The sequence below is a fragment of the Mucilaginibacter mallensis genome (genome assembly GCF_900105165.1).
Lineage (GTDB): Bacteria > Bacteroidota > Bacteroidia > Sphingobacteriales > Sphingobacteriaceae > Mucilaginibacter > Mucilaginibacter mallensis.
On sequence record NZ_LT629740.1, the window covers coordinates 4,904,542 to 4,928,901 of the forward strand.

At 41.5% G+C, this 24,360-nt stretch carries 18 protein-coding genes; 14 read left to right on the top strand and 4 right to left on the bottom strand.

Translation table 11 applies throughout. The features are described from left to right. Positions 1 to 2,490, bottom strand: coding sequence for a nitrite reductase large subunit NirB (nirB, locus tag BLU33_RS20050; RefSeq protein ID WP_091377351.1), 2,490 nt, complete (start codon positions 2,488 to 2,490; stop codon positions 1 to 3). A gap of 312 nt (positions 2,491 to 2,802) precedes the next feature. Here nirB and cobA point away from each other — a divergent pair, with 312 nt between their 5' ends. From cobA to BLU33_RS20065, 3 genes are all read left to right on the top strand, one after another. Continuing rightward, positions 2,803 to 3,549, top strand: a complete 747-nt coding sequence (cobA, locus tag BLU33_RS20055; protein WP_091377354.1) for a uroporphyrinogen-III C-methyltransferase — start codon at positions 2,803 to 2,805, stop codon at positions 3,547 to 3,549. Further along, positions 3,546 to 3,899 (top strand): DUF7009 family protein, encoded by a 354-nt coding sequence (locus tag BLU33_RS20060; protein ID WP_091377357.1) that lies wholly within the window; start codon positions 3,546 to 3,548, stop codon positions 3,897 to 3,899. Before cobA ends, BLU33_RS20060 begins: the two co-directional genes overlap by 4 nt. Positions 3,900 to 3,971: 72 nt before the next feature. Further along, on the top strand, positions 3,972 to 5,030 hold the full coding sequence (locus BLU33_RS20065) for an IS110 family RNA-guided transposase (RefSeq protein WP_091377360.1): 1,059 nt from the start codon (positions 3,972 to 3,974) through the stop codon (positions 5,028 to 5,030). A gap of 884 nt (positions 5,031 to 5,914) precedes the next feature. On the opposite strand, the gene acpP is transcribed toward BLU33_RS20065, so the two are convergent. Together acpP and BLU33_RS20075 are read right to left on the bottom strand one after the other, a co-directional pair. Next, the gene (acpP, locus tag BLU33_RS20070) at positions 5,915 to 6,208 is read right to left on the bottom strand and encodes an acyl carrier protein (protein ID WP_091377363.1); all 294 of its coding nucleotides are present in this window, start codon (positions 6,206 to 6,208) and stop codon (positions 5,915 to 5,917) included. Between the two features lie 199 nt (positions 6,209 to 6,407). Then, positions 6,408 to 6,566: a hypothetical protein gene (locus BLU33_RS20075; protein ID WP_232009336.1), complete on the bottom strand. Its 159-nt coding sequence runs from the start codon at positions 6,564 to 6,566 to the stop codon at positions 6,408 to 6,410. Positions 6,567 to 6,724: 158 nt separating this feature from the next. Between BLU33_RS20075 and BLU33_RS20080 the strand changes: the two genes are divergently transcribed. From BLU33_RS20080 to BLU33_RS20115, 8 genes are all read left to right on the top strand, one after another. Next, a complete protein-coding gene (locus BLU33_RS20080; protein WP_091377370.1) occupies positions 6,725 to 7,054 on the top strand; it encodes an RNA polymerase sigma factor in 330 nt (109 codons plus the stop codon). Beyond that, positions 7,035 to 8,462: a BT_3987 domain-containing protein gene (locus tag BLU33_RS20085; protein ID WP_091377373.1), complete on the top strand. Its 1,428-nt coding sequence runs from the start codon at positions 7,035 to 7,037 to the stop codon at positions 8,460 to 8,462. The genes BLU33_RS20080 and BLU33_RS20085 overlap by 20 nt, the downstream gene beginning before the upstream one ends. A gap of 197 nt (positions 8,463 to 8,659) precedes the next feature. Continuing rightward, positions 8,660 to 9,226, top strand: coding sequence for a dihydrofolate reductase family protein (locus BLU33_RS20090; protein ID WP_091380826.1), 567 nt, complete (start codon positions 8,660 to 8,662; stop codon positions 9,224 to 9,226). 244 nt (positions 9,227 to 9,470) lie between these two features. Continuing rightward, a complete protein-coding gene (locus BLU33_RS20095) occupies positions 9,471 to 10,283 on the top strand; it encodes an SDR family oxidoreductase (RefSeq protein ID WP_091377376.1) in 813 nt (270 codons plus the stop codon). Between the two features lie 63 nt (positions 10,284 to 10,346). After that, the gene (locus BLU33_RS20100) at positions 10,347 to 11,249 is read left to right on the top strand and encodes a helix-turn-helix domain-containing protein (protein WP_091377379.1); all 903 of its coding nucleotides are present in this window, start codon (positions 10,347 to 10,349) and stop codon (positions 11,247 to 11,249) included. A gap of 207 nt (positions 11,250 to 11,456) precedes the next feature. Next, entirely contained in the window at positions 11,457 to 12,275 is an 819-nt protein-coding gene (locus BLU33_RS20105) for an AraC family transcriptional regulator (protein WP_091377382.1), read from the top strand. 41 nt (positions 12,276 to 12,316) lie between these two features. Beyond that, entirely contained in the window at positions 12,317 to 13,867 is a 1,551-nt protein-coding gene (locus tag BLU33_RS20110) for an FAD-dependent monooxygenase (protein ID WP_091377386.1), read from the top strand. Between the two features lie 164 nt (positions 13,868 to 14,031). After that, positions 14,032 to 14,274 carry a hypothetical protein gene (locus BLU33_RS20115; RefSeq protein WP_157682272.1) on the top strand — a complete coding sequence of 81 codons (243 nt, stop codon included), beginning with the start codon at positions 14,032 to 14,034 and terminating at the stop codon, positions 14,272 to 14,274. Between the two features lie 283 nt (positions 14,275 to 14,557). On the opposite strand, the gene BLU33_RS20120 is transcribed toward BLU33_RS20115, so the two are convergent. Then, positions 14,558 to 16,429, bottom strand: a complete 1,872-nt coding sequence (locus BLU33_RS20120; protein WP_091377392.1) for a beta-galactosidase — start codon at positions 16,427 to 16,429, stop codon at positions 14,558 to 14,560. A 474-nt stretch (positions 16,430 to 16,903) separates the two neighbouring features. On the opposite strand from BLU33_RS20120, the gene BLU33_RS20125 reads away from it, so the two are divergent. From BLU33_RS20125 to BLU33_RS20135, 3 genes are all read left to right on the top strand, one after another. Beyond that, positions 16,904 to 19,945, top strand: a complete 3,042-nt coding sequence (locus BLU33_RS20125; protein WP_091377394.1) for a SusC/RagA family TonB-linked outer membrane protein — start codon at positions 16,904 to 16,906, stop codon at positions 19,943 to 19,945. A 20-nt stretch (positions 19,946 to 19,965) separates the two neighbouring features. Next, positions 19,966 to 21,612: a RagB/SusD family nutrient uptake outer membrane protein gene (locus BLU33_RS20130; RefSeq protein WP_091377397.1), complete on the top strand. Its 1,647-nt coding sequence runs from the start codon at positions 19,966 to 19,968 to the stop codon at positions 21,610 to 21,612. Positions 21,613 to 21,730: 118 nt separating this feature from the next. Further along, positions 21,731 to 24,259 carry a glycoside hydrolase family 2 protein gene (locus BLU33_RS20135; protein ID WP_091377400.1) on the top strand — a complete coding sequence of 843 codons (2,529 nt, stop codon included), beginning with the start codon at positions 21,731 to 21,733 and terminating at the stop codon, positions 24,257 to 24,259. Positions 24,260 to 24,360: the final 101 nt, after the last annotated feature.

Genomic DNA, 24,360 nt, shown 5'->3' on the forward strand with positions numbered 1-24,360 from the left:
TTACCATTTAGCTTTGATCTGCTCACGCATCGGTTCAAACTTAATTGCCGGATCTTTTTCTTCGGGCGCATTAACAAAATGAACAAAGCGCTTACGCAATTCATCATTTTCCACTACTTCTTTCCATTCACAGTGATAGGTATTAACCAACTCCTGCATTTCTTCCTCCAACTGCTCATTTATATCCAAACTATTATTGATGATTACGTTTTTTAGATAAGCGATACCACCATCCATTTTATTCAACCAGGTTGCAGTACGCGTAAGCGGATCAGCTGTTTTAATGTAGAACATCAGGAACCTGTCTAAATATTTTATACAGGTAGTACTATCAATATCTGTAGCCAACAATTGCGCATGTTGCGGTTTTGAACCACCATTACCACATACATATAAGTTCCACCCTTTTTCGGTAGCTATAATACCAAAGTCTTTTGCCTGGGCCTCGGCACATTCACGAACACAGCCACTAACACCTCCTTTTAGCTTATGCGGCGATCTTACACCTTTATAACGTTCCTCAATTTCAATAGCAAAGGATACACTATCATGCAAACCATACCTGCACCAGGTACTACCCACGCAGCTTTTAACCGTGCGCAATGATTTGCCATATGCATGCCCGCTTTCAAAACCCGCATCAATTAATTCTTCCCAAATTGCAGGCAAATCATTTACATGGGCGCCAAACATATCAATACGCTGACCACCCGTTATTTTGGTATAAAGGCCATATTTTTTTGCAACCTGCCCAATAACAATCAGTTTATCCGGCGTAATTTCTCCACCCGGAATACGGGGAACAACCGAATAAGTACCTCCTTTTTGAATATTAGCCAGATAGCGATCATTACTATCTTGTATAGTATCCTGTTTTACAATTACATCATTCCATAAACTGGAAAGAATACTTGCAACTGCAGGCTTACACACTTCGCAGCCATCACCTTTACCAAAATGATCCAGCACCAGATCGTAATTTTTTAGCTTATTGATCTTTACCATATCAAACAGTTCCTGGCGCGAGTAGTCGAAATGCTCACAGATTACATTTTTAACATACTGACCATTAGCCTTCATGGTACCGGCTATCAAATCTTTAACTAACGGAACACAACCACCGCAACCTGTCCCTGCTTTGGTACATTTCTTTATATCATCAATACCAGAAGCCCCGTCATTAACTGCCGAGCATATTGCCAGTTTGCTTACCGCCTCGCATGAGCATATCAGCGCATCATCAGGTAAACTCATAACCCCGGCACCTTCAACAGCCTCGCCACCTCTTGACCCCAATATCAAATCTTCGGGATTAGGCGGGAGCAGGATCTTATTGTTAACCGTTTGCAACAATATATTGTAAGCCTCAGCTTCTCCAACCAAAATACCGCCCAACAAATACTTACCATCGTTACTGATATTAATGCGTTTGTATACGCCCTTATGGGTATCCTCAAACACAATAGTACGGCAATCGGGCTCAGTAATAAATGCATCACCAAAACTTGCTACATCTACGCCGATGAGCTTTAGCTTTGTGCTCATATCATAACCGTAGAAGGATTTATCTCCCCCGGTTAAATACGTTACTACAATGTCGGCCATTTCGTAGCCTGGAGCAACCAGGCCATATATCATACTGTTATAAAGCGCGCATTCGCCTATCGCGAATATGCACTCATCACTGGTTTGCATTTTTTCGTTAACTATAATACCTCCGCGACTGCTTGTTTGCAAGCCTGCAAGTTTTGCCAGCTCATCACGCGGGCGTATACCTGCTGATATAACCAGCATATCAACCGCTAAGGAAGTGTCATCATTAAATTTAAGCGATTCTACTTTATCATCACCGGCAATTTCAGATGTGCTTTTATTTAAATGGATGGTTAACCCAAATTGCTTTAATTTTGATTGCAACATGGCGCTGCCCGCAGAGTCGATCTGCCTTGGCATAAGGCGCGGGGCGAATTCAATAACATGGGTTTCTTTAATGCCAAGATCTATTAACGCTTTAGCAGCCTCAAGCCCTAACAATCCACCACCCATTACCGCGCCAACTTTGGCATTAACTGCATATTCTTTAATCAGTTCGAGATCTTCAATGGTGCGGTAAACAAATACACCATTCTTTTCAACACCTTCTATATTGGGCACAAACGGAGACGAACCCGTTGCCAACACCAGGTAATCATATTTTATTACGGCTCCTTTTAAAGAGTGTACTGTTTTATCAACACGGTTAATTTCTTGTATGGGATCATCCAGATGCAGAGAGATGCCATTATCAGTATACCAGGATGAAGAGGAAAGCGACAGATCATCGGCAGACTTGCCATTAAAATACTCACTTAAGTGTACCCTGTCATAAGCAATCCGGGGCTCTTCGCCGAAAACGATGATGTTGAACTGATTTGATCTGGATACCAGTTTTTCACAAAACTTATACCCCACCATTCCATTTCCAACTACGACAATTGTTGGTTGAGACATATGCAGTTTATTTAGATGTTAAAGCAATTAATCACGATAAATGCATTTCTGTTGCGACCAAAATGCATTTACATAACAATAGTACTCAATTATATAATATATATCAATATTTCGAGGCTATTTTTTTGTTATTTTTAGTAATTTTTATGATTTTAACAATATTTTAATTGTTTTATAATTAATTTTTATCAAAATTTCATGATGCAAATCATTTTATAAGACTTAAATTTGATAAAATGAATACAATAATTGATTTCGAACAAAATCAGCAAAGCCTAAACCGCTTTTTAATGAAAAATAACTGATAAAATAATGGAGAACAGCAAAATATTTCCTGAATTATTTGTTTTAGGCGCCGGCCCGGGCGATCCTGAGCTGATTACGATGAAAGGACACCGGGTTTTGAAGGAAGCTGATGTTATATTATATGATAATTTAGCCAATAAAGAACTTCTGGCCCTTGCAAGGGCTAATTGCGAGACGATATATGTTGGCAAACAGCCTTATGGCAGTTACACTCCACAGGAAACCATTCACGAAATGATAAAACATTTTGCATTTACAAAAGGCAAAGTGGTAAGGTTAAAAGGCGGCGATCCGTTTATTTTCGGCAGAGGGTTTGAAGAGATTATTTATGCAAGGGAACATGGTATTAAAACTCACTTTATACCGGGCATAACCAGCATGCAGGCATCAGGTTTTGAAGATATCCCCTTAACCCATCGTGCAGTAAGTGAAGGGATATGGATGATAACCGGCACAAAAAAGGATGGCACACTTTCATCTGACCTAAAACTTGCCATGCAAAGTAATGCCACAGTTGTTATTTACATGGGGATGAAACAACTGGCGGTAATTGCAGCAACCTATATAGAACAAGGCAAAGGCACAACACCGGCAGCCATAATTCAGCATGCCTCATTGCCCCAGAAAAAAATAGTTACAGGCTTTGTTGAGAACCTGCCGGAAATGGCGGCAGCAGGCAACTTAACCTACCCTGCTCTAATAATTATTGGCGAGGTGGTGAATTTTCATTCAAAAAACACAACAGATTTATGAAAATTCGAATTAAAGGTAATTCATTACGTTACCGCCTCACCAAATCAGATATTGAACGCTTTTCAAAAGATGGTTATATTGAAGAAACAATTTATTTTGGAACTCAAAAACTAATATATGCGCTACAACGCTATCAGCAGGACGAACTAACAGCTGATTTTAACGATCAGAAAATTATATTATACGTACCTGACTATATGGCTAATGAATGGACAATCACAGATCGTGTGGGTTTTGAAAACAGCAATGGCGCGTTATACCTATTAATTGAAAAGGATTTTAAATGCCTCGATAATGTGGGAGAAGATCAAAGTGATAATTACCCAAATCCATTATTGAGTACCTTATGAAAACAGCCTGCCATCAGATTAAAAAGTAAAGCATATATGTAAAAGCTTTGTTTAAAAACAAACATTAAGCATATGCAAACACCACAGTTATTCATCGGTATAGACGTTCATAAGAAGAGCTGGTCAGTAAGTATCAGGACTGACCTGTTCGAGCATAAAACGTTCAACATGCCTTCAGAACCTGATAAACTTATTACCTATGTTAATCAGCATTTCAAAGATTATCCTGTTGAATGTTGTTACGAAGCGTCTTGTTGTGGTTTTATTCCTTACCGGAAGTTAGCACAGGCTGGATGGAAAGTCAAAGTTCTCAATCCATCTGATATACCACAAAGTGCAAAGAATAAGGATCAAAAGAATGATAAGATGGATTGTCGAAACTTGGCCAAACAACTACAATCAGGGCACCTTACTGGAATACACGTGCCTGATGAGCAGAGAGAACAGCTGAGAAGTTTATTCCGACAAAAAAATAATCTGACTAAAGTTATGCGGAAACTTAAGAGTCAAATCAAGGCTGAACTACTATACTACGGCATTAAATTCCCATCACAATTTGAGAATGCCAACTGGACCAAGGAAATGACAACGTGGATACAGGATCTTGAGTGGAAATATATTACAGGTCATACCAGCTTACAAAGTAAGTTAAGGCACTTGGCATTTGTCCGTCAGGAATGGCTTACTATAAACAAAGATCTGCGGCAGTATGTTACAGCGTGTTTCAACGATGACTATCAATTATTAATGACCATTCCTGGTGTGGGACCTGTTATCGCCATTGGTATATTATCAGAGTTAGGGGATATTAGAAGATTTAGCAAGTTCGATCAATTGTCAAGTTACGTAGGCCTGATCCCCAGCGTCTACAGTACCGGAGAAACCGTACAGATCAGAGGATTAACTTATCGTACTAAAAGCCTGGTGCGAAGTTATCTAATAGAAAGCGCTTGGGTATCTGTTAGACGAGACCCTACGATGCAGGCATATTACAGAACCCATACTGGAAAACAACCGAACAAGATAATTATTAAAGTAGCACATAAACTTTTGCGTAGGATGTGGCATGTGATCAAAACAGAAGACGGTTATAAAACATGCCTTAACGATAGCGCTGCTGAGCCTGGTTAGCATGGCTGATACGTGTTAGTATATGGAAAACTCTCCGAGTTTACACACATACTAACACGACAAACAATAACAATAAAGGATTTTCCTCTTTGCTCTCAAAAGAAAAAAGGTGACTGCAATATATACCCGGCAGTGTTACAAGCAGGCTGTTGCAGACCAAAATATAAAGGTGACTGCAATGTATAGCCTGCGGCTGTAATAGTCTGCAAAGTCAAGTAGGCAGCACCTTTTATATAAACCCATAATGAATGCTGGCGGCTCCTTTTTAGGATGATCGCAAATAGGAGGCTGAGAAACCGGGGATGATCTTAAATAAGGCAGTTTTTACTGCCAGTGATTTTTATTGCCTTTACTGAAGGCTGGCAAAAGAAAAAAAAGTATTTAATCATCAATAAAACATAGAAAATAACCATTTTTACGTATAAAGCTTTTCATAGGAGGCTATACAGAGCGGACCCCTATGTTTGCTTTTTAGGGACGGGGCCCGACATCTTACCCGACTCGCGCTGTTGGCCGCTTACATGGTGAAAATGGGATGATGCGCTAATGGGCGATTAACACTAATGTTTCCATTAAAATTGTATAATAATGCAATATTTTGCAGCTTTATATCGTAAGATTTGTAATTACTCTGCATCAAAAAATGGTTAGTAATCCGGTGCGTAGCATACGCAACAACCATATAAAGTATTGTAAATCAGCGAATAATTGACCGAATTCGATTCCCCTACGGGTTAAAAAGCCGCCTTACTATCGTAGAGGGGCTTTTTGATTTTAATCGATTTCCGGCCTTGGCAAATAATGGAAACAGCGTCCCCAGGCGGATTATTTCGTTCTAGCAGTATATAAGACTGGAGTCTTTGGTCATAATTGGATTTTGAGCTCTAAGAAGCTATCCGTTCTTCTAAATCGGTACTCATTTCGGGCTCTTTTGATGTTTTTAAGTTTGTTTGCTTAAATACGTAATTAATCAATGAACCTACCGTTGTAAACTTTTCATACATATCATCCGGGATAGTCATGTCAAATTCCTTTTCAATATCAACAATAAGTTCACAAAAATCTAAGGAATCCACATTAAGATCATCATAAAATGAAGCACTGTTTGTTATAGCAGATTCGTCTATACCTAATCTATCCTTGATAAATTGGTATATTTTTACATTTATATCATCCATTTTTGAAACTCGACCGGCATAAGACCGATTCATCAAGCAGAGGTAGCCTAAAGGATGCCAACATTCTATAATTAACCTCAATAAATTATATATATTTGAAAATCAGATAATTATTATAAAAGCAAATAAAATACTTATCGATAAAAATTGGATTGCCAATATCAAAATGAAAAGGAAATTTCCAAATTGAAAAAGTTGCCTAAAGCAGGTAATGTCCGGCAATAGGGTCGCCCATTAAAATCACGAAAAGAGATAATACGGATAGAATAATGATGACGGTGTACAAAAACACATCGAATAAGGCCAAATCTGTCTGTAAGGCTCCTAAAAATGCAGGTATATATATATATTTTCGCATCAGTCCTATGATCATAAAACCGCCAATTATCGGGACAAAACGCCCCGTTAACTTATCCGGATTGCCCATTATTCATACCGATGCCTGGAATAATTTCAATAAATTATTAAAACGATATATTTTTTATTTAAATTTGATTATCAGTTATTTAGCCCATATTGGGGTTAGACGATTTTTCTATTTATAAATTAGATCTACTTATACAACAGGATGACTGTAGTGCTTTCGATGAAATTCACGAACGTTACAAAGGGGTGCTTTATATTCATGCTTTTCATCGTCTTCGCGACCAGGAAGAAACTAAGTACCTCATACTGCAACTATTTGCAACGCTTTGGGACAACCACCAAACACTGGAACTGAAATTTCATTTATCGGGCTATATTTTTACTACGGTGTTCAACTGGGTGTTCAAATTTATCACCCAAACCGCTCTACCTGATTTAAAGACATTAAAACGTAAAAGTCATGAAAAAAAAATTTACTAAAACAAGGCTTATTGCTATTGCGTCATTATGCTGCATCGCAATGTTCTCCTGTAAAAAGGACAGGAACAACACTAAAGAGCCTTTGATATACATCAATAATACCGATACTGCTCATAAAGAATTCAGTATGCAGTTAATTTTTGTAGGGGCACAGGTTTTCGGGAGCACCGGTGTTAAAATGGCAGCTTCACTAACCGGGCCGGCGCCCGCTGACATACAAGCCAGATTTGTACTGGACACCAATATGGTTTCAACATACAATACAAAAAACAAGACCACATATGTTGCCATACCCGCATCAGCCTTTACATTAGCTAACGGTGGCCTGTTTACTATAAAAAAAGGCGCTACAGTATCCGACTCCATATCGCTAACCTTAGTAAACCCTAAACAGCTCACAAATCCCAAGGGGTATCTCATCCCTTTAACCATAAAATCCACCAACGGCCAGGATAACATGATAAGCAGTACCTCCAATACCTTTTTTGCAAAGGTAACAAGTACTACTGCTACCCTCCAGCTAAAAACCGACAGCGCGGCAACAGCGGGGGTAACTGATCAAAGCCTTAATATTACACCATCTGGTAACGTACTTCCCAATACGGCTGTAACATTCGCAGCCTATACAAATGTTAGTTTGCCGGCCAATGTAACACTTAATATTGAGGCAAACGATGGGCTTGTAGCAGCTTATAACAAACAAAACAACACATCATTTAGTAGCATGCCCTCAAATTCCTACAGCATAGTAAACGGGGGCGCTGCTACCATAAACGCAGGTACCGCTAAATCCAATAATTTTGAAGTAGACTTGAATGCGGCTATGTTCTCTACCGATTCTACAAAAACATACCTATTGCCATTAGCCATAAAAGGAGGGGATAATAGCGCAGGTAATTTAATGTATATAAGAATTACCCCCGTTGTTACAAATGTAAAACCGGGTAACTTAATACCCGTGGGTACAAACGTTGACAGGTCAAGCTGGGAACCATACGCAACCTCAACAGGCAGTCATTCTGTCCTTACCAATTTTGAGGCTTATAACGTGCGCGATGGCGATTATACAACCTATTGGGTCGACGATCCTTATGGAGCAGGACTTCCACAATCTATTACTATTCCAATGGGGGAAACCGATATCCTAAAGGGGCTAACTTATGCCACAGGCAGTTATTTTGGGCAATATGATTTTGCTCCCAGACAGATAACCATATTAACAAGTACCGATGGAATAACCTGGAAAAAACAGGGGGTTTACTCAGGGCCTGATTCTCCTGAAACAATAGTAAACGGCATATCATTTTACACACCGGTTACGGCAAGGTATTTAAGACTGATATGTACCAGCACATATGCCCTGACTGATTCGTGGGTTGGCTTTTCAGAAATAAATGGCGTGAAGTAGACGATATAAAAATAACAAAGACAAAATCAAGAGTAAATAAAAGGGTTACGAAGCCGGTTAACGAAAGTTGACCGGCTTTTTAGTTTTAAGTGGCGCAAATCCCCTCCTGTTTTGTCGTAATTATACCCACAATATCATGTACCGTTTGCAGATATTTGTGATAGAAGGAAATACAATCACCTTTAAAAATGATTTCTATGCGAAAACTAAAATTACAGGTACAAATGACCATTGATGGTTTTGTAGCCGGGCCGGATGGCCAGTTGGACTGGATGTGGATACCCGGCGAACGGGATGAATCCATTTACAAACGCATAATTGAACTGGCCGACAGCTGCGATACCATTTTGCTTGGACGCAATATGACCCGCGAATTCATTGATCACTGGGAAAATGTGGTCGACAACCAGCCTGACAGCCCGGAACAACCTTTGGCGCAACGAATGGTAAATATGCGCAAAATTGTTTTCAGCCGCACACAAACCGCCATCAGCGGCAGGAACTTAGAAGTGGAAAACGGAGACCTGGCTACTGCAGTACAGGCACTGAAAGAAGAACCGGGCAAGGATATTATTGTTTATGGCGGTGCCAACTTTGTAAGTTCGTTGATCAGCCAGAACCTTATTGATGAATATTTTATTTTCAGGAACCCGGTTGCAATCGGGAGCGGACTTTCAATTTTCAAAGAGAAAAAAATGCTAAAATTAGATAGTTCAACCGTTTACAAAAATGGAAAACTACTTAATAAATACTTACCTGTATAGGCCGGGGTCTATTTGCACCGCTCAACGCTATTATTACGATTGTACTGAATGCTAAGGGTGAAAATCCGGTCTTTGCCTTACACAAACGGAAGAGAAGCACTTAATCATGGCAATTGGTAAGGGTATTGAAAATTCGGCTTATGGTTTATTGTATACTTGAAATGTATAAGAGATCAGTTGAAACGTATAAATCAGGGAGTACCCTTAACCTGACCTTTGCTTTAGAAATTAAAAATATAAAGCAATGAAAAAGACAGTATTAATCACAGGTGCTTCGTCAGGGTTTGGAAAAGAAGCCGCTAAACTATTTCATACCAATGGCTGGAACGTGATCGCCACCATGCGTTCGCCCGAAAAAGAAACAGAACTAGCTACACTTGGCAATATTTTTATCAGCAAACTGGATGTAACTGATAACCTAAGCATACAAAATGCGGTAGCAGCCGGCATCGAAAAATTTGGCAAAATTGATGTACTGGTAAACAACGCAGGCTACGGTGCGCTGGGTGCATTGGAAGCCGCTACCGAAGAACAGGTTAAACAGCAGTTCGACGTAAATTTCTTTGGGTTGATAGCAGTAACAAAAGCTGTATTGCCAGGTATGCGGCAACAAAAATCAGGCACCATCATCAATGTTTCTTCAGTAGGTGGAAGAATTACCTTCCCGTTCTCGTCGCTTTATCATGCAACTAAATTTGCGGTTGAAGGTTTGACAGAATCTATGCAATATGAATTAAATCCGCTGGGCATCCATTTAAAAATAGTTGAACCAGGCGGCTATAAAACCGAATTTGCCGGGCGTTCGATGGACCTTTTCGGAACCGAGGGTTTAGAAGATTATAAACCCTCATTTGATAAATTCATAGCCATATTAGATAATTGGGATATGTCTGAAAATATTGGTGAAGTGGCCGATGCTATTTATGAAGCCGCAACCGACGGTACTGAAAAATTGCGTTACCCCGTAGGGCATGATGCTGTTCAATTGATAGAAGCCAGGCAACAAATGGATGATGTGGATTTTAAAAAAATGATGACTGTCCAAACAGGCATCTAAAAAATCCGGCTGCCCCAAGCGGGCAGCCAGATTTTTTATGGTAACTTTATAATAATTAAAAACATGCCGGATAAATACATTGATCTTCAATCTATCAGCGACCTGCATAAGCTGGTAAAATACTCGCCGCCCAAGCATCCCCTGATAAGCGTGATAGACCATGCAGATTTTTATGAAAAGCGCCCCAGGGAGGATGCTTTTTACCGTTTTGGCTTTTATACCATTTCCTGCAAAAAATTTGAAGGCGTATTAAAATATGGTAAAGGATATTACGACTTTAATGAAGGTTCCCTGATGTTCACGGCACCCGGGCAGGTCATTGCCCCCGGGCCGGATGTTATTGTTGATGAAGGGTGGGCACTATTCATTCATCCTGATTTGATCCATGGTACCGATTTAGGTAAGAAGATACACCAGTATTCCTTTTTTAATTACGAAGCTAACGAGGCCCTCCACATTTCAGAAGAGGAGAAACTGACCATTAAGGATTGTGTGGCAAAGATTGAAAGAGAGTATTCACAAAATATAGATAAGCACTCGCAGGGCCTCATCGTCAGCAATATTGAACTTCTGCTGAATTATTGTAATCGTTTTTACGACAGGCAATTTTACACCAGGGCAAAAGTTAATTCAGACGTGGTACAACAATTTGAGAAATTGCTAAAAGATTACTTCTCGCAGGACAACCTGATCGAAACCGGGCTGCCAAATGTTAAATATTTTGCTTCCCGCCTCAACCTTTCACCCAATTATTTATCTGATCTGTTAAACAAATTTACGGGTAAAACCACTCAGGAACATATCCACCTGGAACTGATAGATAAAGCTAAATCATTGTTGTGGGGTACGAATAACTCTATCAGTGAGATTGCATACGGCCTTGGTTTTGAACACCCTTCGCACTTTACAAAGATCTTCAAATCAAAAACAGGAAAATCGCCGAGCGAATACCGGCACCTGAATTAGATGGAGGAATAATTCTTCGGCTGATAGTGCCCCTGGCATTGGCCAGGGACCTAGTGTCGTGTCAATCATAAAATGTCGCTAGTCGTAAGCCTAAAGTCTTGAGTCAAAAATCCAAAAGAACGAAATATGGCTTTAGACTTACGACTAAAGACTGTTGACTTGGCACTAGGTTGTTTTTCATGCACCTCAAATATCCTATCTTTAAAAATGCTGCACCATGAATTCGCCCCTCCTGAAGAGCTACAGGATACCATAAAGTGCTTTTGGTACAACAAAAGAGACGCTGATGAACAACAATCGAGTTTTGAGGTACAACCTGATGGCTACGCTGAAATTATTTTTCATTTCGGAAGCCTCCGTAGTATTTCATCCAATGGAAGCCTGCAGCCATTACCATCACCGTTTATGATGGGGCTGCTCAATCAGCCTGTTATTTTTCACACCGAAAATCGTTTGGAGATCATTGGTATCAGGTGCTTTCCATGGACCGTGTTCGATTTGCTCGGACTGCCGTCAGGTAAAGGCGGAGTGCGCATATTTGAGCATCCTATCGCCCAGCTTCAGCCTGCATTGAATAAATTAATTGAAGCCGGCAGGATAGATGAAGCGCTTGCTCAGGTAAAACAGTATTTTCTGGATGCACGGTCTGGAATTGCTACCAGCAATATGCTATTTAAAGCAGGGTTTGCTATGAGGGAAGCAAAGGGCACCTTGCCGGTAAGCCAGGTAGCGGCGGCGGCCCATGCCACGGTTCGTACACTGGAAAGAAACTTCAAGCAATCTTCCGGCTATTCTATTAAAGATGTGTCGGGCCTGATACGCTTTGAGCAGGTACGAAACCGCTTATGGCATTATCCCGATTCCAACATTGCCAGCTTAGCTCATGAACTAGGCTATACGGATCAATCCCACCTAAGTAAGGAATTCAAGCGCTACAGCGGCACTACTCCGGCGGCATTCGCGCGAAAGGCAAAGAAAAGAAAACAGGCTGTAAGCAACGATTTTGTCGCATTTATACAAGCCTGATCCAGTAGCGTTCCAGACCTTTGTGTCATAATCATACTAATATGAACGACGCACTTAAAAACAATAAATCCACACAAAATAATACTATTTACGATGTGATCATTTCCGGCGCAGGGCCCGTAGGCCTGTTCCTCGCCTGTGAACTGGCGCTGGCCAAATGTTCAGTCCTGATACTGGAAAAGACGGAGGATCCGCACTCGCCATTAAAGCAAATGCCTTTCGGCATACGGGGACTTTCAGCACCTACTATTGAAGCGCTTTATCGCCGTAATTTGCTAAACGAATTGGAGATACATAAACACCTTAAAAACCCTCACCAAAATGCCAAACAGGGTGCACAGCGCCAGGTAGGGCACTTCGCCGGCATTCCATTCCTTGAGGGTGATATTGATACATCACAGTGGAAGTACCGCCTGCCAGGCTCTACCGAAACCAGTTTAATTTCTGAAATGCAGGAACTTGAAACGGTGCTGGCCCGTCGCGCGGAAACCCTGGGTGTAGAGATCAGGCGCGGGCTTGCCATTACCGGCTTCCATCAAACTGCGGACGGGATAACTGTTCAATCGGGTGACCAATCTTTTCAAGGTGAATGGCTGGTGGGTTGCGATGGCGCCCGTAGTATTGTTCGCAAGGCAGGCGGTTTTGAATTCGCTGGTACGGAGCCGGAATTTACCGGCTACTCTACTAAGGTTGACATCGCCGACCCGGAGAAGCTCAGCCCGGGCCGAGTTGTGACACCAAGTGGGATGTACATGCAATCGCAGCCGGGTTACGTGGTGATACAGGATTTTGATGGCGGGGCATTTCATTGTTCAGAAAAACCAATCACACTTGAACATGTGCAGGAGGTGCTACGCCGCGTATCAAACACCGACGTTACTATCAGCGCCCTGCATATCGCAACTACGTGGACCGACCGGGCACGGCAGGCCACAACTTACCGCAACGGACGGGTACTTTTAGCAGGTGATGCAGCGCACATTCACGCACCGTTAGGCGGCCAGGGGCTTAACCTGGGGCTGGGCGATGCCATGAACCTGGGCTGGAAACTTGCCGCAACCATCCATGAGAAAGCACCGGAAGACTTGCTGGACAGTTATTATACCGAACGACATCCAATTGGTGCACAGGTGTTGGATTGGTCGCGCGCGCAGGTTGCCATTATGGGACTAAGCCCGGAAGCCCGCGCGCTGAACGCGATCATCCGCGACCTTATAAGTACGCGCGATGGTGCCACCTACTTTGCAGGAAGAGTGTGGGGCATTTTCACACACTACAACCTCGGCGGCGACCATCCTCTGACAGGCTATAGTGTTCCTCACTTTGAGTTGGAGAACGGCACGGCAATTGGCGAGTTAATGCACGATGGCCATGGGATACTGCTTGATTTTGACAGGAATGCTTCACTTAAAACTTTGGCTGATAAATATGGCGACCAAATGAAATATGTTGCGGCCCGGGCGAAAGAGCAATTAGGCCTGAGCGCTGTACTGATACGCCCTGATGGGTTTATCGCCTGGGCCTGTGACAACAACCCTGATTACAGCGAACTCCAAAAGGCTGCCGCTCGCTGGTTTTTTAATTCTAAATGAAAAACGCTTAGTCAATTATCAAGCTGACTATCAATAAATAACACTTTCAATAGTGTTTGAGATAATCGAATTAACGATCTCATCTGCTGTAAAACGGGTGGCTTTAGAGAATGTTAATTTATGTTAAGGAGACAATATTGGAAATATTTAAGCGTCCATTTATTATGAAATACAAAATCAAATTAGCAGGCAGGGCGCAATTGGTGGAGATCAGCAGCGCCTATTTTAAGGCATGGCATGTATGGAATGTTAAGTTCGAGGATGGAAAGGCAATTATGTTATTCAAACTGGGGAGTGACTGGATGCAGCGAAACGAGGACTATTTAGAGGAGCATGTTTTACGTTCTTTGGGAAATCTTATTGACAAAATAATTTCAGCAAGGAAAAGAGTAGTCAGTATCCGTTAAATAAAGAAAAGTGATTTTTAATAAAATCACGTCGAAATTTAATAGATCCTGTTTATTCGCTTAATTTTTTTCGTTGCCTATGGATTGAATTTTTCAAGCCCCTGCCTGCTTCTGAATATCAGTTTTATGAATGTAGAGATCGATGACATCTTGCATTCCTTAACATCATCATTCAAATAATCGAGGCATATATTTCATAAAAAAACCGCTTTTTGTAATCAAAAAGCGGTTTTCTCATTTTCCAAATGCGGGCCAGAAATTTAGCAATTGTCAGCCCGCTTAATTATTTACCCTGGTTTGTATTAAGCCGGTCAAGCACCGGTACTTTTACAGCGTTAACATCAGCATGAACAACATCATTTAATTGCTCAAATACGGTTATATCGTTCTCTCCTTTTTTCAACCAGCAACCCGGCAGGTACAACGTTTGCTGCGGGCCAACTTTCCAGTATCTGCCCAGGTTATGTCCGTTCACAAATACAATACCCTTACCCCATTTGCTCATATCTACAAAAGTATCCCCTGCTTCAGTTAAATTAAACTGCGCATGGTAAATAGCCGGATGATCTGCAACTGCTCCTTTTTTACCTTTTTCAAGATCCGGAGTTGATGACATTGGCAGTTTGTACATTTTCCAGTTACCGGTAATCTCCTGATCGGCTATTATAACCGGGCTAATAATCCCCTTAAAATTCTGAGTGATCTGTGAACCATAATTTATCCGGCCCATGTTTTCAACCAATATGTCAAGCGTACTATTAAAAGGTATATTAATATCCATGGTATAAGTTTTGGTATTGCGGTTAAGCTCGCCAACTTTTTTACCGTTTACATATATAAGCGCATAATCCCTTAAACCATTTAATACCAGTTTGCCGCTAATGGGCTGATTAAACTTGCGGCGGTATAATACATAACCATGGCCCTGGTTCAGGTCTTCAAAGGTCATTGGGTTATCATTCTCTACAGGTGTCATTTTGCTTACCAGGCTAAAAAGATCAGCAGAGTCATCGAACGATGCAGCAGGTATCTCAATAGTTTTTATTGGTGCCGGTACCGGCGGTAATTTCTCATGGGTATAAGCCTGTATCTCCTTCCTCAGCGAGTCATATTTAGGCGTTTCCCAGCCAGCTTCTGATATAGGGGCATCATAATCATAACTGGTAATATCCGGCTGTATATCATGATTTTCATCGTAATTGGCCCCAGAGGTGAATCCAAAATTTGTACCACCATGTATCATATAATAATTAAATGATATACCTGCTTTAAGGTACTTATCTGTTTGGTCAACAACTTCCTTGGTACTAACCTTTACAAAATCCTCTCCCCAATGATCAAGCCAGCCAGGGTAAAACTCGGCAACCATATAAGGGCCCATGTTATCATGATATTTATTAACGGTTTCATGTATTTTGTTGATGTTATCCTCGCCGTTTACTGTTGGTAAAGTGCCCTTTATGCTGCCACCTTCCAAAAGCCAGCTACCATCAGAGGTAAACAATGGCACATCAAAGCCTGCATCAATCAGCTCCTGTTTAATGGCCATGCTGTATGCCTTATGCTGTTCAAGGGGAATATCTTTTCTTTGTGCTACATATGAGCCAAACTCGTTTTCAGCCTGTACCATAATGATTGGGCCGCCATGGGTAATTTGCAGGTTTTTAACTTGCTCTGCTAAATGGTTAATATATATCCTGCATGAATCAAGGAATGCTTTATTGTTATTTCTGATTACCAGATCCTTGTTTTTTTGCAACCACCACGGATAGCCTCCAAATTCCCACTCAGCACAGGCATATGGGCCCGGCCGAAGAATTACCATCAAGCCTTCCTGCTGCGCTGTTCTAACAAATTCCGCAATATCGCGGCTATCTGTTTTAAAATCCCATACGCCCGGCGCGGTTTCCTGGTTATTCCAAAACACATAGGTGGCTACAGTATTAAGCCCCATTGCTTTCATCATTTTTAACCTATGGCGCCAATATGGTTTTGGCACACGGGCAAAATGCATTTCGCCGGAGTGGATCTGGATTGGTTTACCGTCATAAACAAAATTGCCGTCTTTTACTTCAAAAGTGTGCTTTGCTTGTGAAAACGCAGTATAATTAACTAAAAGAAAGAGAATAAGGATACCGATTGATCTGTTTTTCATTTTTATTACTTGTAGTATGATATAGTGTAAATCAAACCTAAATAATTAAAAGCCCAAAAATGTGAGCAAACGTTTGCTTAAAATTTCTCCACCAAGTAATAATATCCCGGTTACGCCTTCGAAAATTGTTTTTGGCTATCTGCATTTATCCTGTAATCCCGTCAAAACCTTAGTTAACAATCTGTAAAGAGCAATATAAACGACAAATGCTATTGCAAACGGCTGATTTTTAGCAAATTTCAGAAAAGGCTTGATCGTTTTACTACATATATAAACAAACGTTTGCGTTAAGGTTCAGCCCTTGATTTCTTGTTTCTACAATACTTATATCCCAACTTTAGAAACTATTATTTGCCACATTAATCATTTTGCAGTAAAAATCTCAAGTAGGTTATGCTGTCCTATCCGATAAATGTACAGATGACAACTAAACTCAATTAACTAATCTAATTATTAATCAAAAGATCAATTCACATGAGCAAATTCTATCAAAAAGAATTTTATTTGACATGCCTCTTATTGCTGTTTACAGTATTTGGCTTTGCGCAAGTAAAAGTTACGGGTGTTGTTAAAGGAGCAGACAATGACGAAAGTCTGCCCGGCGCATCAGTAGCCGTAAAAGGCACCAGCGTTGGATCAATGACCGATGCTAACGGAAAATACTCCATTACCGTACCTAAAGACGGTGTTTTAACATTTTCGTTTATTGGCTACACAACACAGGAAATTAATGTAGACGGCAAAACAGTGATCAATGTAACACTACCATCGAGCGCTAAAGGCTTAAATGAAGTGGTGGTAGTAGGCTATGGCACACAGAAAAAGGTAAACCTTACCGGAGCCGTATCAGTTGTTAGTGCCGCCCAATTAGAAAACCGGCCGGTTACCGGCGTTACCAATGCCTTAGAGGGAACGGTACCCGGTGTTACCATTTCATCCAACAACGGGCAGCCTGGTTTTGATGCAGGTAGCATTAATATAAGGGGGCAGTCGCTAAACAGCACCTCTGCATTAGTCGTTATTGATGGTGTTATCTCAAGTACAGGTGACATGAATGCTATCAACGCTGATGATATTGATAACATTTCCATACTAAAAGATGCAGCGTCAGCGTCAATTTATGGTAACAGGGCTGCAGGCGGTGTTATAGTAATAACTACCAAAAAAGGTAAAAAAGGAACCGCGCAAATTACTTACAGCGATTATTTTGGTAAAAATAAAGCGGTAGCATTACCTGATTATCTTCCATCATGGCAGGCAGCTACATTGTATGATGAGGCAAGGGTTAATGAGGGCCAAACACCTGTTTATACAGCCGCGCAGATACAAACTTTCAAAGATGGTTCGGACCCGTATAACTACCCGAATACAGATTGGTTAAAACTATTTTATAGCGGAAACGGTTTCCAGCAAAACCATTACTTAGGTGTTAATGGCGGCAGCGATAAAACCACTTACGCATTATCAATAGGCTACTTTGATGAAAATGGTATTACCCCAAAAACCAATACACAGCGTTATACCGCTCGCTTAAACCTGAATACACAGATAAAAGATAATTTATCTGTATTCGGGTACTTATCTTATACTTATCAACCGCTTACTCAACCGCAAAGTTCATTATCTGCCGATCAGGGCTTTGACCAGGTTATTCGCCAGTTTAACCGTATATCGCCTATAATTCCCGCCTATTACGCGAACGGCCAATACGGGCATATAGCAGATGGTAGCCCGCTTGCATGGCTCAACTCACCATCTTTTGATAAGCAAAATGCTTACAATTTCCAGGGTAGTGTTGGCGGCGATTGGGAAATAATTAAAGGCCTGCACTTTAAGCCTTCCTTAAACTATAAATTTAATACCAACCAGAGCAATAATTTCGTTTCATCAATTCAATATTATAATGCCGACGGCTCTTTAAGTGGTGTGCCAAACATTAGCAATGCCACAGATAGCTATAGCAGCCATACCTACATTGCACCACAGGCGTTATTAGAATATGATAAGAAATTAGGATACCATGATATTAAGATATTAGCCGGTGCTTCGCAGGAGTATAACAGCTATTATACTTTATCTGGTTACAGACAGGGTTTCCTGAATAACTCGTTAAGTGACCTTAACGTGGCGCCTACCACAGGCCAAACTACATCAAATGATACTTATGATGTGGCACAGCGTTCATTCTTTGGCAGGATTAATTATGATTATAAAGGAAAATACCTTTTAGAGGGTGATATTCGTGATGATGGTTCATCCCGTTTTGCTCCTGCAAACCGTTGGGGTGTTTTCCCGGGTGCTTCTGCCGGATGGCGTGTATCCGAAGAAGATTTCTTTAAAAATCTAAAAAATAGCATCTCTAATTTAAAACTGCGTGCATCATGGGGCAAGCTGGGTAACCAGGACATAGCAGGTTATTATCCTACTATTGCAACAGTAAGCGCTGGTCAAAACTATCCTTATGGTGGTACTGTTGTTGGTGGTGTAGCCCCTACTGCAGGTGTTGACCAAAGTATAGTATGGGAAAAAACTACTCAAACAGATCTTGGTTTGGATGCAGATTTCTTAAAGGTATTTACCCTTACCGCTGATTACTTCATCAAAAAGACCAGCGATGTTTTATACCAGGTAAACTTACCTGCATATTATGGTTTAACCGCTCCTTATGTAAATGGTTCAAGTTATCAGAATAAAGGCTGGGAAGTTGCTTTAACTTATCACGATAGAGCAGGTGATTTTAGCTGGAACGTAACAGGTAATGCATCTTTTATAACTAATAAGGTAACCCAGCTGGGAACCAGCAATGCGCCTCAGATCAGCGGCCCTTACATTACTGAAGTTGGACAACCACAAGGCTCATTTTACGGATACGTAGCACAAGGCATATTCCAAAACGAAGCACAGGTTAAAGCACATGCCGACCAAAGTGGTATAAGCCCGAACACTGCTCCCGGCGATTTGATCTATAAAGATGTTAACGGCGACGGAAAGATCGATGCTTCAGACCGTGTAGTATTAGGTTCTAATTTCCCTAAGGTAACCTTCGGTTTAAATTTGAATGCCAATTGGAAACAATTTGATTTTACCGCATTCTTCCAGGGTGCAGCTGGTGTTAAAAACTATATCTCAGGCATAGCATTGGGTCAAAATGGTATTGCAACAGGTAAACCTACTTCAGCTATGCTGGATAGCTGGTCACCCACCAATACCAATGCTACCTTCCCTCGTCTGTGGTTAAATTATACACAAGATAACCCATCCAGTACATATTCTTCATTCTGGATAAGAAATGCAAGCTACGTGCGCTTAAAAAATGTTCAGTTAGGCTATTCGCTGCCAGCTGCATGGGCTACCAAAATAGGTGTAAAAAAACTTAGGGTTTATTACAGCGGACAAAATATCTTAACGTTTACCAGCTTCTACAAATGGATAGATCCTGAAGCTCCGGCAGGAGAAAGCGGATATGATTTCCCTCAGGTAAAAATTAATTCATTGGGCTTAAATGTAACCTTTTAAGACTTAAAAAAATTAGAATCATGAAAAAGAACCTTGTTTTAAATATATTAGCGATATCACTGCTATTTACGTCCTGCAAAAAGGACTTTCTTGACAGGCAGCCACAGGATGCCTATACCAATTCAAGTTTGTGGACCTCCGAAAGTGATGCCGCCGCAGCTTTAGCAGGCGTTTATAATGGTACATCTGTTACTTATGGTAATGGAAACGGTTGGGCCGATGGCCTTTGGATCGCTTATCTTGATTGCGTATCAGACAACGCTTATAGTCAATATCCCTGGGAAGGTTTCCAGGCGTATGGTAATGGCACTGTCAATCCATCAACCGGTGATGCATCAGCCTATATCTACACCGGTATAACCAGGTGTAACTTCTTTTTGGCCAACATTGATAAAACCCCTATGTCTGCAACAGACAAAGCAAATATGATTGCACAGGTACGTTTTATACGTGCCTATCAATATTTCTTAATGAATCAGCTGTATGGTGATGTACCATTGGTAACAACTTTACTTACCCCAGAGCAATCACTTGTACTAACAAGAACGCCAAGTGCTGATGTAGTTAAATTTATATTAAGTGAACTTGCAGCAGCAGCTCCTGATCTTACGGCAGCCAATAATTCAGGCGATGGCCATATTACCAGGGGAGCAGCGCTTGCATTAAAGGCGAGAGTTGAGCTATATACTGCTGATTATAAAGATTGTATTACCGACTGCCAGGCAGTAATGAAATTAGGTTATGCATTATATCCAAGCTACACCGATCTTTTCCGTATGGTAGCGCAGGCTAACAACACTGAAATAATTGCCTCGGTACAATATGTAGAAAACCCATCTGCTAACTCAAATGGTGTATTAGGCGTTATGCCATCAAACTCAATGGGCGGATGGTCATCAATTGATCCGGTGCAATCACTTGTTGATTCTTATGAGATGGATAACGGCAAACCGATAACCGATCCGGCATCAGGCTATGACCCAACAAACCCATATGCAAACCGCGACCCGCGCCTTGCTGCTACCATTTTATACCCCGGTGCACCCTTTTACCAGGCAAGCGGCGTAGTTGGCCAATTAGCAAAAACTGTTTCTTATTTTGATCCGCTGGATGCTTCTTCGCCTGATTACTATGCGAGCGGTAACAACACATCGCCAAGTGGTTATATAGTTAAAAAGTTCACATCAAACTTAAGTGACTTTGATAACCTGTTTCAAAGCGGCCTGAATATGACCGTTATACGTTATGCAGAAGTATTGCTTACTGATGCTGAAGCTAAAATAGAATCGAACCAGATTGATGGAAGTGTTTATGCAGATATTAACCTTGTTCGTAACAGGGCCGGCATGCCATCGGTTAATCAAACTGTATATAATACCCAGGCATCGTTACGCACATTGGTACGCAACGAGCGCAGGGTTGAATTTGCTTTTGAAGGCTTACGCTGGTTTGATCTGCAACGCTGGCAAACAGCAAGCCAGGTGATGACCGGAATCGTTTATGGCGCCAAAACAGGTACCGTTGATGCCACAACAGGTAAGTACACCATAACTGGTGCCCCATTAAAGCTGGAAACCAGGACATTTGCTGCTAAAAATTACCTGTGGCCTATACCACAATCAGAAATTGACCTCGACAAAAACATAAAACAAAACCCGGGCTATTAGTTCTGCCCATTAAATAAAAAAATGATTTTGGTGCCCCGTGCATCAAAATCATTTTTTATTATAGCCCCCTCCTATTTTACTATCCCAATTTATTTACTGCATAATTTAAAAGCACATTATGAAAAGACTTTTTGTACTGATAATAATATATTTGGCCACTTTTCATTTAGCTAATGCACAAACTGCCCGGCAGACCATTAAATTCAATTTCGGCTGGGAAATGTACCGGATAGATTCGGCCCGCCAATTGAAGAATGCCGTCAATATCAGGAACAGCACTTCCTTTAAATCCCAGTTTAACCAGGAAAATATTAAAAAAAGATCGTGGCCGGCAGATACTATCCGCAACCGCGAAGTGCAGGAAGCGCTGAATGCATTCTCCATAGAATACCCTGCTATCCGATCATTAAAATGGGAAAGTATCTCTATACCCCATCCGGCCAGATATGAAGAGGAACTCAACCCTAACGTAAATCAGTTTACCGGCATCTGCTATTACCGCAGACCATTCCAGGTTCCTGCCGATTATAAGGATAAACACCTCTATATCCGGTTTGAGGGCGCTATGCACACGGCCTCAGTTTGGATAAACGGCAAATTTATAACCCAGCACGCTGGTGGCTACCTGCCGTTTATTGTTCCGCTTGATGGCAATATTAATGCCGGCAATAACGAGATCGTTGTAAGGCTGGATAATCGCGATAACATCAACCTGCCACCTGGCAAGCCACTGGCCCGCATGGGCTTTTTATATTGGAGCGGCATTTACCGTGAAGCATGGCTTATTATCACTCATAAATTATTTATAACCGACCCTACCGATGCAAATACCGTTGCAGGAGGGGGCGTTTTTGTGCGGCCTGAAAATATATCGGCCAGTAATGCCGATGTGCTTATTAAAACACAGATTAAGAATTCGGCCCCCGACTTATCACCGGTTACTGTAAAGCAAATTCTGGTAAACACCAAAACAAAGGCGCAGCTAAGCACCTCTACCCAAATTAGAATAGATGGCGGAGGCACAAACGACATTGACCAAACTATAAAGGTCCCCAACCCCGATCTTTGGTCGACTGATGAACCCAATCTTTACTCACTTACCACCCAGTTATGGAAAGATGGTAAATTGATGGATGATCTTACACAAAAAATAGGTATACGTAAATTAGCTTACACCCGTTCAGCAGGTTTTACATTGAATGACAAACCTTTAAAGATCGTTGGCACCAACCGTCACCAGGATTTCCCTTTTGTGGGTAATGCCATGTCTGATGCGATGCAATGCCGTGATATGAAACGGATAAAGGAAGCCGGTTTTAACTTCGTGCGCCTCTCCCATTACCCACAAGATCCTTCGGTTTATAAATACTGCGATTCCATTGGCCTGATGCTTGGTGACCCGATACCGGGTTGGCAATTTTTTAACAGCAATGAGATCTTTTCGCAACGCGTTTTTTCAGATATAAGGCAAATGGTCCGCCGCGACAGGAACCATCCCTCGGTTGTTATGTGGGAGGTAAGTTTGAATGAAACCTATCCTACTGATAGCTTCAGGGTAAAATCCTCAAAAATAGCGCATGAGGAATATCCCGGTGATAATTTTTTCACCTCTGGCGATACCTATGCAGCCAAACATACAGAATGGGATGTACCTTATAATAGCTGGGACGACCCCTTCGGCAGGCCCCAGGATGTACAGCCGGAACAACCCGGCTTTGTACGCGAATATGGCGATTATGAATTTGGCGGCGATAAATCAACCACCCGTGTAAACCGGGCCGATGGTGAAAAACCCCTACTGCAAAATGCCTGGAATTTTCAGTGGGAGCACAACCTATTAATGGGCCCTAAATATTACCCCTGGACAATAGGCGACGCTACATGGGCATTTTATGATGGCTTTGAGGCTACCAATAAAACCACATCAAACTGGGGATCGGTAGATATATTCAGGCTTCCAAAATTCAGCTATTACTTTTTCAGGAGCCAGCTTAGTGCCACCAAACCTGTTTTTGCTGCCGATAACAAGCCAATGGTTTACATTGCTAATTGGTGGACACCAACTGATAAACCGGAGAAAGTTATCGTGTATTCTAATTGTGACGAGGTGGCTTTATATATAAATGGCAAGTTCATCAAAAAACAGCACCCTGATGCAGGCCCTGATACAGACTATGGCGACTACGACCACGGCGGCAACGCCTTTGATGGCGGCAACGGCAATAACCTTCTCCATCCACCTTATACCTTTAATAACATCAACTGGCAGGCCGGTGAGTTAAAAGTGATCGGTTATATCAAAGGCAAAATAGCAACGCAGCAAACCATCAACTCACCGGGTGCCGCAACCGGGCTTAAACTGGTAGAAGAAACTGAAGGCATACCGCTAAAAGCCGATGGCGCTGATGCCGTTTTTGTGCATGCACGTGTAACCGACAGCAAGGGCACCATCAGCTGCCTTGATAATACAACCGTTGTTCATTTTACCATAACTGGCAATGGCAAGATCATCAGCCCGGCTACGGCAAAGGCAAGAGGTGGTATCGCTACTATTTTGGTGCGGTCGGGTAACAAAGCAGGCATACTGACCATCACCGCTACATCAAAAAACCTAAAAAGCGCAACGATGCAATTAGTACAACAATAAACAGGCATGAACGAGGTTGATTAAAAGAACAACATCTTGATTGTAAAAATCAAAAATATGCGCTATTAACAAAGCCCCGCAGATCTGCGGGGCTTTGCTTT

Coding starts and splice junctions, on each gene's coding strand:
- BLU33_RS20105 (WP_091377382.1), top strand. CDS start 11,457: ATGCTGCACCATGAATTCGCCCCTCCTGAAGAGCTACAGGATACCATA.
- BLU33_RS20115 (WP_157682272.1), top strand. CDS start 14,032: ATGAAATACAAAATCAAATTAGCAGGCAGGGCGCAATTGGTGGAGATC.
- BLU33_RS20065 (WP_091377360.1), top strand. CDS start 3,972: ATGCAAACACCACAGTTATTCATCGGTATAGACGTTCATAAGAAGAGC.
- BLU33_RS20130 (WP_091377397.1), top strand. CDS start 19,966: ATGAAAAAGAACCTTGTTTTAAATATATTAGCGATATCACTGCTATTT.
- BLU33_RS20120 (WP_091377392.1), bottom strand. CDS start 16,429: ATGAAAAACAGATCAATCGGTATCCTTATTCTCTTTCTTTTAGTTAAT.
- BLU33_RS20095 (WP_091377376.1), top strand. CDS start 9,471: ATGAAAAAGACAGTATTAATCACAGGTGCTTCGTCAGGGTTTGGAAAA.
- acpP (WP_091377363.1), bottom strand. CDS start 6,208: ATGGATGATATAAATGTAAAAATATACCAATTTATCAAGGATAGATTA.
- nirB (WP_091377351.1), bottom strand. CDS start 2,490: ATGTCTCAACCAACAATTGTCGTAGTTGGAAATGGAATGGTGGGGTAT.
- BLU33_RS20100 (WP_091377379.1), top strand. CDS start 10,347: ATGCCGGATAAATACATTGATCTTCAATCTATCAGCGACCTGCATAAG.
- BLU33_RS20110 (WP_091377386.1), top strand. CDS start 12,317: ATGAACGACGCACTTAAAAACAATAAATCCACACAAAATAATACTATT.
- BLU33_RS20090 (WP_091380826.1), top strand. CDS start 8,660: ATGCGAAAACTAAAATTACAGGTACAAATGACCATTGATGGTTTTGTA.
- BLU33_RS20060 (WP_091377357.1), top strand. CDS start 3,546: ATGAAAATTCGAATTAAAGGTAATTCATTACGTTACCGCCTCACCAAA.
- BLU33_RS20075 (WP_232009336.1), bottom strand. CDS start 6,566: ATGCGAAAATATATATATATACCTGCATTTTTAGGAGCCTTACAGACA.
- BLU33_RS20135 (WP_091377400.1), top strand. CDS start 21,731: ATGAAAAGACTTTTTGTACTGATAATAATATATTTGGCCACTTTTCAT.
- cobA (WP_091377354.1), top strand. CDS start 2,803: ATGGAGAACAGCAAAATATTTCCTGAATTATTTGTTTTAGGCGCCGGC.
- BLU33_RS20085 (WP_091377373.1), top strand. CDS start 7,035: ATGAAAAAAAAATTTACTAAAACAAGGCTTATTGCTATTGCGTCATTA.
- BLU33_RS20125 (WP_091377394.1), top strand. CDS start 16,904: ATGAGCAAATTCTATCAAAAAGAATTTTATTTGACATGCCTCTTATTG.